General features: G+C 70.6%; 10 protein-coding genes and 1 pseudogene. 8 read left to right on the forward strand and 3 right to left on the reverse strand.

Annotation, left to right across the window (positions count from 1 at the left end; translation table 11 throughout):
• Positions 1-433, reverse strand: a pseudogene (locus tag QHF89_RS48560) (hypothetical protein); the annotation flags it as partial.
• A gap of 155 nt (positions 434-588) precedes the next feature.
• Here QHF89_RS48560 and QHF89_RS48565 point away from each other — a divergent pair.
• Complete coding sequence (locus QHF89_RS48565; RefSeq protein WP_136965514.1) at positions 589-4,938, forward strand: DEAD/DEAH box helicase; 4,350 nt, start codon at positions 589-591, stop codon at positions 4,936-4,938.
• On the opposite strand, the gene QHF89_RS48570 is transcribed toward QHF89_RS48565, so the two are convergent.
• Both QHF89_RS48570 and fbp read right to left on the reverse strand, forming a co-directional pair.
• Positions 4,913-8,440, reverse strand: coding sequence for a caspase family protein (locus QHF89_RS48570; RefSeq protein WP_136965513.1), 3,528 nt, complete (start codon positions 8,438-8,440; stop codon positions 4,913-4,915). The two genes, QHF89_RS48565 and QHF89_RS48570, sit on opposite strands and share 26 nt — an antisense overlap.
• A gap of 13 nt (positions 8,441-8,453) precedes the next feature.
• Positions 8,454-9,512 carry a class 1 fructose-bisphosphatase gene (fbp, locus tag QHF89_RS48575; RefSeq protein ID WP_136965512.1) on the reverse strand — a complete coding sequence of 353 codons (1,059 nt, stop codon included), beginning with the start codon at positions 9,510-9,512 and terminating at the stop codon, positions 8,454-8,456.
• A 202-nt stretch (positions 9,513-9,714) separates the two neighbouring features.
• Between fbp and QHF89_RS48580 the strand changes: the two genes are divergently transcribed.
• From QHF89_RS48580 to QHF89_RS48610, 7 genes are all read left to right on the forward strand, one after another.
• Positions 9,715-10,650, forward strand: a complete 936-nt coding sequence (locus QHF89_RS48580; protein ID WP_136965511.1) for a class I fructose-bisphosphate aldolase — start codon at positions 9,715-9,717, stop codon at positions 10,648-10,650.
• Between the two features lie 192 nt (positions 10,651-10,842).
• Complete coding sequence (locus tag QHF89_RS48585) at positions 10,843-12,324, forward strand: leucyl aminopeptidase (protein ID WP_136965510.1); 1,482 nt, start codon at positions 10,843-10,845, stop codon at positions 12,322-12,324.
• 10 nt (positions 12,325-12,334) lie between these two features.
• A complete protein-coding gene (gene ttcA, locus QHF89_RS48590; RefSeq protein ID WP_136965509.1) occupies positions 12,335-13,198 on the forward strand; it encodes a tRNA 2-thiocytidine(32) synthetase TtcA in 864 nt (287 codons plus the stop codon).
• Between the two features lie 6 nt (positions 13,199-13,204).
• Positions 13,205-14,023, forward strand: coding sequence for a hypothetical protein (locus QHF89_RS48595; protein WP_136965508.1), 819 nt, complete (start codon positions 13,205-13,207; stop codon positions 14,021-14,023).
• Positions 14,024-14,151: 128 nt separating this feature from the next.
• Positions 14,152-14,331 carry a hypothetical protein gene (locus QHF89_RS48600; RefSeq protein WP_136935841.1) on the forward strand — a complete coding sequence of 60 codons (180 nt, stop codon included), beginning with the start codon at positions 14,152-14,154 and terminating at the stop codon, positions 14,329-14,331.
• The gene (locus QHF89_RS48605; RefSeq protein WP_136965507.1) at positions 14,328-15,356 is read left to right on the forward strand and encodes a peptidylprolyl isomerase; all 1,029 of its coding nucleotides are present in this window, start codon (positions 14,328-14,330) and stop codon (positions 15,354-15,356) included. Before QHF89_RS48600 ends, QHF89_RS48605 begins: the two co-directional genes overlap by 4 nt.
• On the forward strand, positions 15,353-16,015 hold the full coding sequence (locus tag QHF89_RS48610; RefSeq protein WP_136965506.1) for a roadblock/LC7 domain-containing protein: 663 nt from the start codon (positions 15,353-15,355) through the stop codon (positions 16,013-16,015). Before QHF89_RS48605 ends, QHF89_RS48610 begins: the two co-directional genes overlap by 4 nt.
• The last annotated feature ends 792 nt before the right edge of the window (positions 16,016-16,807 follow it).

Here is a 16,807-nt window from a genome sequence, read left to right on the forward strand (position 1 = left end):
CGCCGGGCGCGGGCTTCGCGCCCGTGGGAGGCGGCGTGGGTTGCTTGGGCGCGGCCGCGGGCGCGGCCATCGGGGCGCGCGCGCCGGGGGCCACGGGGGCCGGGGCGGGCGGCGGGCCGAGCGCCGTCGCTTTCGCGGCTGCGTCGGACGAGCCGCCGAAGAAGCCCGATTCGTCGGAGCTGCCCGCGCTCTCGTAGCTTTCGCTGTCGCTGTTCGACATCGGCACGGGCGAGGGCGCATCCATCGGCATCGGGGCGCCGGCGGACGCGGGCGCGGCCTCGGCCTGCGCGGCGCCGCCGCCGTAGTAGGCCGGCTGCGGGGCGTAGGCGGCCGCGGGCGGTTCGCTCGCGGCACACCCGACCATGAAGAGAGACGTGGTGATCAACGTGAGCGCGGCGAAGCGCGCCCGGAGGGTCCGGAACACGTGGGGCATGCGAGATCTCCCGGAAGCCGACGAGAAACGTTCAGCGCTGGTTCGAGCTTACACCTCCTCGCTTTCGGCCGCGTGACCGTTGCGAACGGCTGGCGCCGGCCGGTCGGTGCGTCGGTGCGAAGGTCGGCCCGCCGCGGTAGCCTCCTGGGAAGGCCGTGTTCCACCCCCTCGTCGACGCCTGGTTCACCCGCCGCTTCGGGGCCGCGACGCCCGTGCAGGTCCGCGCCTGGCCCACGATCCAGCGAGGTGAGGACTGCCTCATCGCCGCCCCCACTGGCTCCGGCAAGACGCTGGCCGCGTTCCTCGCGTGCCTCGATCGTCTCGTGCGCGCGAGCGACGAGGGGCGGCTCGTGGACCGCATCGAGGTCGTGTACGTCTCGCCGCTGAAGGCGCTGTCGAACGACGTTCAGAAGAACCTCGACGAGCCGATCGCGGAGCTCACCGCGCTCGCCGACGCGCTTGGCCTCGCGCGGCCCGCCGTGCGTACGGCCGTGCGTACGGGCGACACGCCGGAGAAGGATCGGCGAAGGCTCTTCAAGAAGCCCCCGCACGTGCTGGTCACGACGCCGGAGTCGCTCTTCATCCTGCTCGGATCGGCCTCGGGGCGTCGCGCGCTCGGCGGCGTGCGCACCGTGATCGTGGACGAGATCCACGCGGTCGCCTCGGACAAGCGAGGCGCGCACCTCGCGCTCTCGATCGAGCGGCTCGAAGAGCTCGTGACGAGCGGCGGGGAGGCGCGCCCGCAGCGCGTGGGGCTCTCGGCGACGATGCGGCCGATCGAGATCGCGGCGCGGATGCTCGTCGGCGCGGGCAGGCCGCTGCCGGAGATCGTCGACGCGGGCGTGCGCCGGGATCTCGACCTCGCGGTGGAGGTGCCGCGCGACGAGCTCGGGGCGGTCTGCACGAACGAGCAGTGGGACGAGCTCTACGACCGCGTGGCCGAGATGTGCCGCGCGCACAAGTCGACGCTCGTCTTCGTCAACACGCGCAGGCTCGTCGAGCGCGTGGCGCTGCACCTCGGCGAGCGGCTCGGCGAGGAGACCGTGGCCGCCCATCACGGCAGCCTCTCGCGTTCGCGGCGGCTCGCGGCGGAGCGAAGGCTCAAGGCGGGTGAGCTCAAGGTCGTGGTGGCGACGGCGTCGCTCGAGCTCGGCATCGACGTGGGCGCCGTGGAGCTCGTTTGCCTCGTGGGATCGCCGCGATCGATCGCCACGGCGCTGCAGCGCATCGGCCGCTCGGGCCACGCGCTTGCGGCGACGCCGAAGGGGCGGATGTTCCCGCTGACGCGGGATCAGCTCCTCGAGTGCGCGGCGATCGTCCGGTCGGCGCGGCGCGGCGAGATCGACCGCATCACGATGCGCGACGCGCCGCTCGACGTGCTCGCGCAGCAGATCGTGGCGGCGTGCGCGTCGGGGGAGTGGGGCGAGGACGAGCTCTTTGCGCTCATGCGGCGGGCGGCGCCCTACGAGACGCTCACGCGCGCGGCGTTCGACGATGTCGTGCAGATGCTCGCCGAGGGCGTGTCGGCGCGGCGCGGGCGCGCGGGCGCGCTCCTCTTCCGGGACGGCGTGGGCCAGCGGCTCAAGGCGCGGCGCGGGGCATCGATCGCCGCGCTCACGTCGGGCGGCGCGATCCCGGACAACGGCAACTACGACGTCGTGCTCGCGGACGGGATGAAGGTCGGCTCGGTCGACGAGGACTTTGCGATCGACTCCTCGGCCGGCGACGTGTTCCTCCTCGGATCCACGTCGTGGCGCATCCGTCGGATCGAGGCGGGCAAGGTGTGGGTCGAGGACGCGCCGGGCGCGCCGCCGACGGTGCCGTTCTGGTTCGGCGAGGGGCCTGCGCGCACGCGTGAGCTGTCCGCGGAGGTGGGCCTCTTGCGCGAGGAGGTCGCGCGGAGGCTCTTCGAGGGGCGGGAGGCGGATGAACCGGCGCGGCTCTGGTGGACGGCGGCGTGGCTGGAGGAGACGTGCGCGCTCGATCGCGCGGGCGCGGTGCTGCTCTGCGAGTACGTGGCGGCCGCGCGGTCCGCGCTCGGAGAGATGCCGTCGCAGCGCGTCGTCGTGGCCGAGCGGTTCTTCGATGAGGCAGGCGGGATGCAGCTCATCCTGCACGCGCCCTTCGGCGCCCGCATCAACCGCGCTTGGGGCCTCGCGCTGCGCAAGCGCTTCTGCCGGAGCTTCGACTTCGAGCTGCAGGCGGCGGCGACCGACGACGGCGTGCTGCTCTCCCTCGGCGCGCAGCACAGCTTCCCGCTCAACGTGATCTTCGAGATGCTCAGGCCCGAGGGCGTGGTGGGCGTGCTCGAACAAGCCGCGCTGCAGGCGCCGATGTTCGGGACGCGCTTCCGGTGGAACGCGACACGCGCGCTTCAGATCCTGCGCTTCTCCGGGGGGCGCAAGGTGCCGGCGCCGCTCGTGCGCATGCGCAGCGACGACCTCATCGCCGCCGTGTTCCCGGCGCAGCTCGGCTGCCAGGACAACCACGGGCGCGAGGCGATCCTCGAGATCCCGGATCACCCGCTCGTGCGCGAGACGATGCGCGACTGCCTGACGGAGGTGATGGACGCCGAAGGCCTCGCCGAGGTGCTCGAACGGATCCAGCGTGGCGAGATCCGGATCGCGTCGCGCGAGACGGCCGAGCCGAGCGTGCTGTCGCACGAGATCCTGAACGCGAACCCGTATGCGTTCCTCGACGATGCGCCGCTCGAAGAACGACGCGCGCGCGCGGTCACCGTGCGCCGCGGGTTGCCGGCGGAGATCGCAGATCGGATCGGCGGGCTCGATCCGGAGGCCATCGAGGCCATCGTCGCGGAGGCCCGGCCCGTCGTGCGCGACGCGGACGAGCTGCACGATCTCCTGCTCGATGTCACGGCGTTGCCCGAGGAGGACGCGAGCGCGCTCGGGTACGATCGGCTCCTCGACGTGCTCGTGCGCGCGCGTCGCGCCGCGAAGCTCGCGGGGCCGGGGATCATGGGGGCGCTGTGGGTCGCGGCCGAGCGGCGGGATCGGGCGGCTTCGATCTGGCCCGCGGGGACATTTTCACCCGTGCTCGTGCAGCCCGCGAGGGGCGCCGGTGAAACGCCCGCAGAGGGAGCACGCGAGGCCGCGATCGCGGGCCTCGTGCGCGGCTGGCTCGCGATCGTCGGCCCCATCCAGGCGGCCGTGCTCGCCGAGCGGTTGTCGATCGAGGTCGCGGACATCGAGATCGCGCTCGCGCGCGTGGAGGCGGACGGCGTGGTCCTGCGCGGGAGGTTCTCGCCGGATCTCGAACCTGGCGCGATCGAGTGGTGCGATCGGCGCCTGCTCGCGCGGATCCACCGCCGCACCGTCGACGGCCTGCGCCGCGCGATCGAGCCTGCTTCGCCCGTCGAGCTCATGCGTTTCTTGCTCGCGTGGCAGGGCGTGATCCCGGGGCAACACGCGCACGGCGCCGCGGGGCTCGCGCGTGTCGTCGAGCAACTCCAGGGGTTCGAGATCGCCGCGGGCGCGTGGGAGAGCGAGATCCTCCCTGCGCGCGTGGAGGCCTACGATCCCTCGTGGCTCGATCTGCTCTGCTTGTCCGGCGAGGTCACGTGGGGGCGGCTCTCGCCGCGCGCATCGGCCGGCGGCGCGCCGACACGCGCGGCGCCCATCACGCTCGCGCTGCGGCGGGATCTCGCGTGGCTGCTCGCGGAGCCGTCCGAAGCAACGCTCGAGGCGCCGCTCGGCGACGACGGCCTTTCTCTTCCTGCGCGGCGCGTGCTCGCCACGCTCGGCGCGGCGGGGGCGTCCTTCTTCGAGGACATCGTCCGCGCGACGGGCCTCGCGCGGCCCGAGGTCGAGGAGGCGCTCTGGGAGCTCGTCTCCGCGGGGCGGATCACGGGGGACGGGTTCGCGGGGCTCCGCGGCTTGCTCGGGCCCTCGGCGCGCGCCCGCGCTCGTTCGAGCACCAAGCATACGCGCGGCGCGCCCGTCCTCGCGGCGGGCCGGTGGGCGCTCTTCCGCGCGCCCGTCCTCGGAGACGCGCCTTCCGCGAGCGTGGATCCCGCGGCGACGATCGAGGCGCAGGCTCGGCAGCTCCTACGGCGCTGGGGCATCGTCTTCCGTGAGCTCGTCACGCGCGAGTCCCGCGCGCCTGCGTGGCGGGACCTCGTGCGTGTCTATCGCCGCCTGGAGATGCGGGGCGAAGTCCGCGGGGGCCGGCTCGTCGCGTCCTTCGTCGGCGAGCAGTTCGCGCTGCCGGAGGCCCTCGAATCGCTGCGGGCCCTCCGCAAGGCGCCGCTGCGCGGAGAGGTCGTGCGGCTGTCGGCGTGTGATCCGCTGAACCTCGTGGGGACGATCCTCCCGGGCGAGCGCGTGCCTTCGACGCTCTCGCACTTCGTCACGTACCGGGATGGGATGCCGATCGAGGAAGAAGACGCGCCGGACGCCCCTCTCCGGGACGGAGAGGGGAGGGGGGTAAGGTCGTTCGACGAGAAACGAGCTGTCCAGCGAGCTAGCGCGCCGCCGGCGCGACCATGAACTCGCCGAACAAGTCGCGCCGCGCGACCCACGGCGTCTGCTTGCCGTTCGAGGCCGCGCGTACCCGCTCGGTCACGTAGTCGACGAGCTCGTTCACCTCGATGGCGCCGCTGCGATCCCGATCCGGCGCCTCGCCGTCGAGCGCTTCGAGCAGCGCGCTCGTGAAGAGCCCGTGCCCCCCCTGGAGGTCCTTCTGCAACCGCTTGGGCTTGCCCTCCCAGGCGAGCTCGAGCCCGCGGCTCGCCCCGCTCGCCCCGTCCGGTGGCACCTCGTAGCTGAACTGTGATCCGCGCGCCGCCGAGAACACCAGGACCCCCGCGCGATCCCCCGCCGCGAGCTCACGCGCGAGCGCCTCGTTCGGCGCGACGACCTCCGTCGACACGTGCCCCGCGTGGCAAGCGTCGAGCATCATGAGCACGCGCCCGCGCGCCCCGCGCAGCGCCTTCTCGATGCGGTCCCATCCGATCCCGTGCTGGATCGCCGCCTCGCGGGTGAACATCGCCTGGCTCGTCAGGAAGAGCATCTTCGACTCGTCGAGCCGCGCCCCGTGGCCCGCGAAGAACACGACGGCGAGGTCGTCCGGGCGCATCCCCGTGAGCCCCGCGAGCGCCTCGTCGACGCGCTTCACGGTCACCTCGTCGTCGAGCAACGTCGTCGCCAGGATGCGGCCGAACGGGCGGTTTGGCCCCGCGAGGCGCGCGAGCGACGTCGCGACCGAGCGCGCGTCGTCGTCGGCGAACTCGAGCTGCTGCTCGGGCGGCATGTGGGGATAGCGGCTCACGCCGATCGAGAGCACGTGCAGGCTCGGCTTCTCCGCGAGGGGAGACGTCGAGACGACGTCGAGCTGCTCGGGGTTGCTCGCGTAGCCGGCCGCGTCGTAGGCGACGAGGCTCAGGCGGTTTCGGCCCGCGTGGAGCGGCACGTCGAGCGAGACGCGCCCCTCCGCGGCGCACACCAGCCGATCGGCCGCGGGTTTGCCGTCGACGAAGACACGCACGCGATCGACACGCGAGGGGCTCGTCGCGACGACGTCGAGGTCGAGGTGGTTCTCGGCCGTCTCGATCCTCCCGCGCGGGGCCTTCGTCTCGACGCGCAACCTCGGCGGCCGCGCGAGCGAGGCCGGCGCCGCCGCTTCCTCCCCGCCCAGGCTCCGCTCCACGAGATCCGGCCGCTCGAACCGGGTGGCGAAGCGCTCGAACGAGAAGCCCTCCAGGGGATCCGAGAACGTCCACGCGACGCTGCGCGCTCCATCGATGCTCGATCGATAGGCGCCGGACGGCGTCGTCGACACCCACTCCCCGTTCGGCGTGGAGACCAGTGTCATGACGACGTCGCCGCGCTCCGTGACGAGGGAGGTCCCGCCCCCGTTGCCGCTGAGGAGGAAGAGGTCCCGCTTTGGAACGACGGTGATCGCGGAGATCTCGTTGTCCGCGAGATCGAGGCGCGTCCGCACGGCGAAGCTCGACGCGTCGAGCACGGCGGGCTTGAGCCCCCCCACGACGATCGCCCCCTTGTGCCATTGCACAGCCCCGTCCGTCTCCGGCCTGTGCACCTTCCGCACGCGCCCCGTGCCGCCGTCGATCTCCATCAACACGGGCACGAAGTGCTGCACGCCGCCCTTGTTCGTCTCCAGCCGCCGCGTGGACATCACGACGGTTTTTCCGTCGGGCGAGAAGGCGGCGTGGGATCGATCGACCTCCATCCCTCCATCCGGCCGCTTCGCGACGCCGAACGGGATCGTCTGAAGCTTGAGGGTCCAATCGATCTTCCCCGTGTCCGTGCGCAGGGACGTGAGCACGTCGCCGCCGCCCACGACGAGGCGCAGGCCGTCCTTCGAGAGCGCGAAGAACTTCGCGTCCGACGCGAGCTTGGCGACGACGCGCCCTTGGGGCCGCGCGATCTCGCCGAAGGGCGTCTTCGGCAAGGGCGGCATCGGCCCGCGGAGATCCCATCGCTCCACGGCCACGTCGTGTTTCTCCTCGATCACCGGCGCCCCGCCCGGGCCCTTTTGGCTCGTGAGCTTCCGATCCGTCAGCACACGCACGGTGAGCAGCTCCTCGCTTGTCGGCAGGAACTCCGTGAAACGTACGAACGATCCGGACAGCAAACTCCAGCGGCGCAGGGTCAGTCCGCGCGTGGTCTCGCGGACGCGTACCTCGAAGCTGCCCGTCGACGAGGCGAGCAGCTCGCCGTTCGGCGCATACGAGAGCGCCATGATCCGCCCATGCTCCTGCTCGTTCGCGGAGACGCCGGGCTTCGGCTTGCCGGTCCGTAGATCCCAGCGCGTCAGATCGCCGTTGAGCGCGCCCGTGGCGAGCTCGCTGCCGTCGGGCCGTGCGGCGATCGACTCGATGGATCGTGGGAGCCCTTCGATCGTGCGCACCGCGCGCATCGTCCGCACGTCCCGCACCTCGATGCGCGTGCCCTCACCGAGGTGGCTCCGGGCCGTCACGAGCGTCGAGCCGTCGCGGCTCGCAGCGACGAGATCACCCCGCGGCAGATCGGGCGTACCGAGCGAAACGGCCTGCGCGTCGGGGAGGGTAAAGGCCGAGGCGTGCCCGTCCATGAGATCCACGGCCCAGAGCCGCCCGCCCGCCACGGACACGTCTTTGTATCGACCTGGAAGGACACGCGGCGCGCCGCCCTTCGCGAGCGGGAACAACGTCGTCCCCCCGCCTGCGCTCATCGCGACGACGACCTCGGGCGTGAGCGCGACGCGTATCGGCGTGTCCGCGAGCCCGGTCCCCAGCGGGAACCGATGCGTGACCGTGTCGGTCGTGACGTCGACGACGACAACCTCGCCGGGGTAGGCCACCGCGACGCGCCGGCCCTCGGCGTCGTGCGTGAGCGCGAGCGCGCTCGGGGTCTTCGCGCCGACGGCGATCTCCTTCTTTGTGCCGCCCGTCTTCGCGTCGAAGAGCGTGAGCTTGTCCGTGGCCATGGCGAGCCACGTGCCGTCCGGCGAGAGCTGGAAGGCGCCGTGGAGCGGGATCGCGGCGCGCGGGCCCTTCGGCTTGTCGAGGTCGACCACCTGCACGAGCAGCCCCTCGGGCGTGCCGTCTGGCGCGTAGTACGCGAGGCGCTTGCCATCCGCGCTGATCGACAGGTCCTGCACGAAGAAGCCGGCCGTCACGAAGCGGGTGAGGAGGAGGCCCGCGCGCAGATCCCACACGCGCACCGTGCCGTCCTGCGCGCCCGACGCGAGCTTGCTGCCGTCGGTGCTCACCGCGATCCGCTGGATCGGCCGCTCGTGACCGTTCTGCAGCAGGAACGTCGGCTTGCTCGGCGCGCTTCCGGCCGGAGGCGCGGGATCCGGGCACGTGGGCAGCGGCGCGTCGGGATCCGTGGGCGCCTCGGCGATCCGAGGCGTTGCCTTCGTTTGCGCGGGCTCCGTCGGAGGGCGCGCGTTTTGGATCGGCTGCACGGTCGTGTTGCAGCCGGCAGCGACGACGAGGGACGCGGCGAGCGCGCGGAAGAGGGTGCGAATCGGGGGCCGGGCCACGGGCCCGAGGGTACTACCGGTCGCCGCGCACGAACGACTCGAAGATGTCCACGTCCCGCGGCGAGCCGAGGACCAGCGGCACGCGCTCGTGCAGCTCCGTCGGGGTGATGTCGAGGATGCGCGCGCTGCCGGTCGACGCCTTGCCGCCGGCGGCCTCGAACACGAACGCGAACGGGTTCGCCTCGTAGAGCAGCCGCAGCTTGCCTTGCTTGTTCTTGCGATCGGCCGGGTAGGCGAAGATGCCGCCCTTCATGAGCGTGCGGTGCGCGTCGGCCACGAGCGACCCCACGTACCGCGCCCCGTACGGCCTCGCCGTCGCCTTGTCCTCCTCCTTGAGCCAGGCGTTCCAGCGGCGGACCTCGTCGGTCCAGTACGTGCTGTTGCCCTCGTTGATCGAGTAGAGCGAGGCCTGCTCGGGGATGCGGATGTTCTCGTGCGAGAGGAAAAACTCACCGACGGTCGGATCGTACGTGAACCCGTGCACGCCGCCGTGCCCCGTCGTGATCACGAGCATCGTCGACGAGCCGTAGAGGATGTACCCGGCCGCCACGAGCTCGCGCCCGGGCCGCAGGAAGTCCGCCTCCGTCGCGCCCTCGCCGTCGGTCTCCTTGCGCAGCACGCCGAAGATCGTCCCGATCGAGATGTTGACGTCGATGTTCGACGATCCGTCGAGCGGGTCGAAGACGACGAGGTACTTCGCGCGCCGATCGGTCGAGGTGATCCGGATCGAGTCGAGCTCCTCGCTGGCGACGGCGGCGCAATGCCTGCGACGCCCGAGCACGCTGAGGAGCGTCTCGTTCGCCTCCTCGTCGAGCTTCTGCACGAGCTCGCCCTGAACGTTCGTCTGGCCCGTGTACCCGAGCAGCCGCGCGAGTCCGGCGCGACGCACCTTCGAGGTGACGAGCTTGGCCGCGAGGCCGATCTGGTTGAGGAGCGACGTGAACGTCCCGGTCGCCGCCGGGAACCCGAGTTGTCCTTCGAGGATGAACGTTTCGAGCGTGATTCCAACACGCGAAGGCCCTTCGGGCGGCGGGGCCCAGCTCTCTAGCCGCTTGTCCGAACTCGTCGTCATCGTGTCTCCCCTCCGGGGCCTGCCGTCTACCACGGGCCCTTGCCCGACGTCGTCCGATTCCGGAAGCGTGGTGCTCGTTGCGGAAGAGCCGCCCGCGGCCTAGCCTGCCGTTCGCTGCCCGCGCGCCGGGCGCAATCCGTTAACGCTTGGGGCTTCGGGTCGCCTTCGGCGCCCTGCGCCCCAAACCCCGCCGGAGACGACCATGGCTCTCACCGATCGCGTCAAGCAGATCCTCTCTTGGTACTCCTCGGACAACCCCGGTACCCAGACGAACCTCGTGCGCCTCCTGAACCACGGCGGGCTCGCGGGTACGGGCAAGCTCGTGATCCTGCCCGTGGATCAGGGCTTCGAACATGGCCCCGTGCGGTCGTTCGCGCCGAACCTCGATGCGAACGATCCCGACTACCACTTCCAGCTCGCGATCGACTCGGGATGCAACGCGTACGCCGCGCCGCTCGGCTTCCTCGAAGCGGGCGCAGCCAAGTTCGCGGGGCAAATCCCGCTCATCCTGAAGCTCAACAACAGCGACTCGCTCGGCAAACCCGAGCACCCGATCTCGGCCGTCACGGGCTCGATCGAGGACGCGCTGCGCCTCGGCTGCGTGGGCATCGGCTACACGATTTATCCCGGCTCCGGCGCTCGGAACCAGATGTACGAGGACCTCCGGGAGATCACGCTCGAGGCCAAGCGCAAGGGCCTCGTCGTCATCGTCTGGTCGTACGCGCGCGGATCGATGTCGAAGGCCGGCGAGACGGGCATCGACATCATCGCCTACGCCTCGCACATCGCGGCCGAGCTCGGCGCGCACATCGTGAAGGTCAAACCTCCGACGGCGCACATCGAGCAGGACGAGGCGCGCAAGATGTACGAGAAGTACAACATCCCGGTCGCGACGCTCCCTGAACGGATCCGCCACGTCATTCAGTCGACGTTCAACGGCCGGCGCATCGTCATCTTCTCGGGCGGCGAGGCCAAGGGCGTGGACGCCGTGATCGCCGAGGTGCGCGAGCTCGCCGAGGGCGGCTCGTTCGGCTCGATCATGGGGCGCAACGCGTTCCAGCGGCCGCGCGCGGAGGGGCTCGAGCTCCTCACGAATGTGATCCGCGTCTACAAGGACGCGTCCTCCGCGGGCCGCTGAGCGCGCACGCGTCTACGCGTCGGTCTTGCCGCAGCGCGGCGACATACCCCGAAGCGGCGCGCGTCACATCGGATGGTGCGCGCCGTCCATCCCCGTGAAACCCACGAGACGAGCGGTCGACGTTGCCTGCGTCTCGTGATTAGATGCGCGCCCCGACCCCGAGGGGTCGCACGCAATCGTCCAGGAGAACGCATGTCCATCAAGCTTTCCGTCGTTTCCCAGGACCCGCTTCGGATCGACGCCGACGTCGCCGTCATCGGCGTGCCCGAGGGGGCCACGACGAAGGAGGGCATCCTCGCGAAGCTCGAAGAGGCGCTCGGTCCGGTCGTCTCCCGCCTCATCAAACGTGAGGATTTCACGGGGAAAAAGGACCAGACGCTCGATCTGCAGACGAACGGCGCGCTGCCTGTGCACCGTGTTCTCCTGATGGGTCTGGGCAAGGCGACGATCTCGGACGTCGAGGTTCGCCTCCTCGCGGCCAAGGGCGCGCGGACCGCGCTCGGCGGCAAGGCCGAGTCGCTCACGATCGCGCTGCCCGAGGGCGTCGCGCATGCCGCGCGCGCCGCGGCCGAGGGCGTGGTGCTCGGCGCCTACCGCTTCACGAGCTTTTTGACGGGCGATCGCATCCCGAAGACGAACCTCGCGCGCGTCACGCTCACGACGACGGGCCGCGTGAGCAAGGCCGATCGTGACGGCGCGGCGCTGGGCCAGAAGATCGGCGCGTCCGTGTGCATCGCGCGCGACCTCATCAATACGCCCCCGAACGAGCTTTATCCCGAGAAGCTCGCGAAGGCGGCGGAGGACGTGGCGAAGGCGAACGGCCTCGAGTGCAAGATCTTCGACAAGGCCCAGCTCACGAAGCGCGGCATGAAGCTCATCCTGGCCGTGGGCCAGGGCAGCGCGCGGGATCCGCGCCTCGTGCACCTGACGTACAAGCCGGCGAAGCCCGCGAAGAAGAAGCTCGTCTTCGTCGGCAAGGGCCTCACGTTCGACAGCGGCGGTCTCTGCATCAAGCCCGCACAGGGCATGGAGGAGATGAAGGGCGACATGGGCGGCGCGGCCAACGTGGTCGCGCTCATGGCCGCCGTCGCCGCCACGAAGCCGAATGTCGAGGTGCACGGCATCATCGGCTGCGCCGAGAACATGCCCGATGGCAACGCCTACCGGCCGGGCGATGTCTTCGGCTCGCTCGACGGCAAGACCGTGGAGATCATCAACACGGACGCCGAGGGCCGCCTCGTCCTCGCGGACTGCCTCGCGTACGCCCGCGCGCTCGAGCCCGATCTCATCCTCGACAACGCGACGCTCACGGGCGCGTGCGTCGTCGCGCTCGGCCCCACGGTCTCCGGCTTTTTCGCGAACCGCGAGGAGCTCGCCGAGCAGTTCCGCACGTCGGCGAAGGCGGCGGGCGAGTCGACGTGGCAACTCCCGCTCGTGGAGGAGCTGCGCGAGGGCCTGAAGAGCGACTGGGCGGACATCAAGCACACCGCCGATCGCTGGGGCGGCTCGATCACGGCCGCGCTCTTCCTGCGCGAGTTCGTGGGGGATCGCCCGTGGATTCACGTGGACATCGCCGGCCCCTCGCTTGCGAACAAGCCCTACGGCATCTACCCCAAGGGCGGCACGGGCCACGGGGTCCTCACGTTCCTCCGGCTCATCGAAGAGCTGTCCTGAAGTTCTCGCTGTGAACCTACGCCGCAAGCTCGCGCGGTCGATGTCCCGCGCGATCGCCGATTTCAAGATGCTCTCCGACGGTGACCGCATCCTCTGCGCGGTCTCGGGCGGCAAGGACAGCTACGCGATGCACGACCTGCTCGTGGATCTCGCGCGCCGAGCTCCCGTGCGTTTCAGCGTCGTCGCGGTGAACATCGACCAGGGGCACCCCGGCTACCCGGGGCACCTCCTGCGCGACTACATGAGCGCGCGTGGCCACGAGTTCGTGATGATCAACGAGGACACCTACTCGATCGTCACGGACAAGATCCCCGAGGGCAAGACGTACTGCTCGCTCTGCTCGCGCCTGCGCCGGGGCATCCTCTACCGCATCGCGCAAGAGATGGGCTGCACGAAGATCGCGCTCGGGCACCACCGCGACGACGCGATCACGACCTTGATGCTGAACCTCGTCTTCGCCGGGCAGCTCAAGGCCATGCCGCCGAAGCTCGTCGCGGACGACGGCAAGAACGTCGTCATTCGCCCGCTGATCTACTGCGCCGAGGATGATCTCGCGGCGTTCGCGGCCGAGGAGAAGTTCCCGATCCTGCCGTGCGATCTCTGCGGCTCGCAGGACAACCTCCAGCGCAAGGCGATCAGCCGCTTGCTCGCCGACCTCGACGCGCGTTGCCCCGGCGCGCGGCGGAACATGCTCGCCGCGCTTGGCAACGTGCGGCCGAGCCACCTCTTCGATGCCGGGCTCTGGCAAAAGCTCGGCCTCGAGGTCGCGCGGGAGGAGGGCGGCAGCGAGGCCTCCGCCGCGCTCGCGGGGGACGACGAGGACACCGGCGGCTTCGTCCCGCTGTCGAGGCTCTCCGATCGGAGTATCGTGTGAGCACGCATGGCGGATGATCGGGAGCAGCGAGCGAGCGAGACCGACCCCGAAGAGGCCCTCGCGGAGCCGCTGAAGGCCGTCCCCGCCCGCGCCCTCGCGCCGCAACACGAGGGACCCGTCGCGCGCCTCGTCGCCGAGATCCGCGCGGGGGACTCCCCGGGACAAACCCTGCTCGCCACGTTCGTTGCCTGGTCGGCCACCGTCGCGCCTGCCGCGCTCTCGCGCTCCGCGGCGCGCCCGGCCGCGTTCGTCGCCGTCGTTGGCCTCGTCGCCGGCCTCGCGGGCCCGCTCTTTCGGGGGAGCCGCCCGACCCTGGCGCGTCACGTCGGCATCACGGCGTTTCTCGCGCTCACGACGGGCGCGTGGCTCCTCGGATCGCCCGCGCTCACGCCCGCGCGCCTCGATCCTTTGCGCGCGTCGGTCGGCGCGATCGCGTGGGGCGCGTTCGCGCTCTCGTGGCGGGAGCGCTGGGAGACGGGGCCGTCGAAGCCCGAGGTGCCGAAGGATCCCGATGCGCCGCTCTTGCAAGCGCGCTCGACGTTGCCGCGCGGCGCGATCCCCATCGCGACCGTCGGCATCCTCTCGGGACTCGTTTATCTCGTGCTCGCGTGGCACGTGCGTGATGGAGATCGCGCGCTCGCCGCGCAGGCCGTCGCGGTTGCTTGTGCGGTCGCCATCAGCGTCGTCGCAGCGATGGTGGCGGTGGAGCGTGGTCGACGTTCGTCGAGGTCTTCGCGACGCATGACGCCTGCGGCCGGGAAAGCGCTCCTCATGCTCGTCGTCTTCATGGTGGCGGGGGTCGCGGTCGTCCTGATGCGCCGATAGTCGCCTGGCGGACGAATCCAGGCGTTCGGTGGGGTCGCGGGGCAATCTCGGCGGCTTTCCCCCTCGTTCGAGGACGTTCCGGGCCGGTCCGGCCCCACAGGCCGCGCGCGTCGAGGTATGCTCCCATCGTGTCTCGCGCGATTGACGCCTTCGCGGTGCTCCTGCTCTTCGCAGCCGCGTCTGCCTTTGGCTTCGGCGTTCATGCGCTTGGGCAGCGCGACGATTTCAAGGCGGTTTACCTCCTCGTGATCGGCGGCCTCTCCTTAAGGGCGTCGACGGAGCTCTTGCGCCCGCGGGGGGGTGGATGAGCGGGCGCGCGGGCGTGCTGCGCGACGGGCGCGGCGCTTCCGCGCCACGGCTCGTGTCGCTCGTGTCGTTCGTGGCAGCCGCGGCGGCGTGTGGAGGCTCCGGGGGGGCTTCGGGGCCGCCGCCCGAGCGAGGCACGCTCGCCGCGGGGACGGTCGCGCGTGTCGGGCAGGAAGAGGTGAACGAAGGGACGGTGTCGCGGATCGCGTCGAGCCAGCGGGTCGACGTCGCGGCGGCGCGGGACCTCGCGATCCGGGATGCGCTCTTCGCGAGCGAGGTCCGGTCGCGCGGCGCGTCGAACGATCCCGAGCTCGAACGTCGCGTGAGCGCGGCGCTCGCGCGTCAGCTTTTGCATCAGCTCCTCGCGGACGCGGATCGCCAGGGGCCGGTGACGGACGCGGAGCTCGAGCGGGTGATGGCGCGGCGGTGGATCGAGCTCGATCGTCCGGAGGGGTTTCGCACGGTGCATGCGGTCGTGCGATTCGCGGAGAACGCGGATGACGCGACGCGAAGCCGCGCCGAGGTCGTTGCGCGCGCGATCCGTGAGGCCGTGCTGCCGGTCGGCGCGTCGGCGCGCACGATCGCGCGACCGCAGGCGGCGCACCCGTTCGAGGACGTGAACGATCCGGTCGTCGCTTCGTTTCGCAGCGCCGTCGACGGCGTCGACAAGGATGGCTTCGAGATCGTGGTGGAGACGCTCGCACCGGTCACGGCGGACGGACGCGTGATCCGCCCCGAAGGCGGGACGCTGGTGGAGTCGTTCGCGCGCGCGGCGAGTGCGCTCGGGGCGCGTGGCGAGACGAGCCCGCTCGTGCCGACGTCGTATGGCGTGCACGTCATCGTCTTGCTCGAGCGCACGCCGGCCGAGAGCGTGCCTTTGGAGGAGCGACGGAAGCTCGTGCGTGAAGAGGTCGTGTGGGGCCGCGCAAGTGCGGCGCGGTCGAAGCTCCTCGAAGGGCTCCGGCGTGGTGTCCTCGTCGAGCGGAGCGCGGAATCGCTCCTCGCCCTGGTCCCGATCGAGCGATGAGCGAACGCACGCGATCCCGCCGTCCTCGTCCTGCGCCTCCACCGCGTGATCAGGAGGCGACGACCTTCACGACGATCCTCGAGCGCCTCGTGCGGGCCTTGCCCAGCGCGAAGGGCGCGGCGATGGTCGACGCGGAGGGGGAGACCGTCGACTACTTCGGCGTTCTGGATCCGTTCGACCTCAAAGTAGCCGCGGCGCACTGGCAGATCGTGCTCGGGGAGCTCCGGGAGGCGCCGAACTTCGCGTCGCCCAGGCAGATCACGGTCCGGGCGCGCGGCCGTGGGTACATCGTGCGGCAGCTCTCGGAGGGGTATGCCCTCGTCGTCATCTTTCATCCGCGTGCGGCATTCGCGGCGTCCGAGCGCACGCTCGAGGAGATCGAGGCGCAGCTCTATAACGAGGCGGGTTGGTCGCGGCCGCAGGGCAGCACCAAGTGGTTCCGCGTCGATGTGGAGACGGCCCCGCCCGATCACTCGCGACCGAGGCGGCTCCGGGCGGCGGGCGGCTGGCAGCCCATCGAAGTGATGGGGGCGATGGTGGGGCTTCGCGGGCGGGAGAAGGGCTTTCGCGTGCGCCTCCCGAGCGGCGCAGAGATGCTGCTCGTGCGGGAGTGCCGGGGCCGCTGGTTCGCGGATGAGCACGTCGAGGAGCTCATCTAGGCGCACGTCCGGTTGTCTCGGCTGTGGGTTTTTGCGGTGAAACCCGCTGCCGGACACGATGGACGGAAAAAGATCGTCCTGGTTGTTGACAGGAAGGGGAGGGTGAGTAGAGTCGCCCTCCCCAACGCGACGGCGGTGCTGCCGCGAAGGGGCTGCCGAGGGCCTCCGCCCCGGTTCTTCAGCGAGAAGGAGTGAGTTTGGCTCGCTCCTTCGCCCCGCGAGAGGCGGGGAAAAAGCGGAAGAGACGGGACGAAAAAAAAGGTGACGAGGCAGTTGACAGGCGGAACTCGATGAGTAAAGTCCGCCCCCCTCGACGCGACGGCGTGAGTCGCCGCGGAGAGGCCACCGAGGGCCATCGCTCCGGTTCTTCAGCTCGATAAGGACGAGGTTTGCCTCGTTCCCTCGACCTCGCAAGAGGGAGAGGAAAAGCAGAAGAAACGGGACGAAGTAAAAAGGCAAAAAGGTGGTTGACAGGCGGAACTCGATGAGTAGAATCCGCCGCCCCGACGCAAAGGGCATCGCAGCAAGCGGTGCTGAGCGGAGGGAGAGACGGTCGAAAAAGAAAACGACCGACTCGAAATAAAAGGTTGACAGGGCGCCGCAAGGCAACTAAATCAACCGCCCTCGCCGAGACAAACGACGCCGCGCAAGCGGCGTCAGGCGGTCGGCGAGATGACAGAACGAAGGAATGGCAGGAGTGTCTGCCGCAAGCCTTCGGCTCGGTCCTTGAAAACTGGATTGTACGCAACACGCAATAACGTGTGGTGACGTGGCCCTCGCCTCGTACCTGCG

It is taken from the genome of Polyangium sorediatum (genome assembly GCF_029946465.1).
In the GTDB taxonomy this organism is placed as follows: Bacteria; Myxococcota_A; Polyangia; order Polyangiales; family Polyangiaceae; genus Polyangium; species Polyangium fumosum.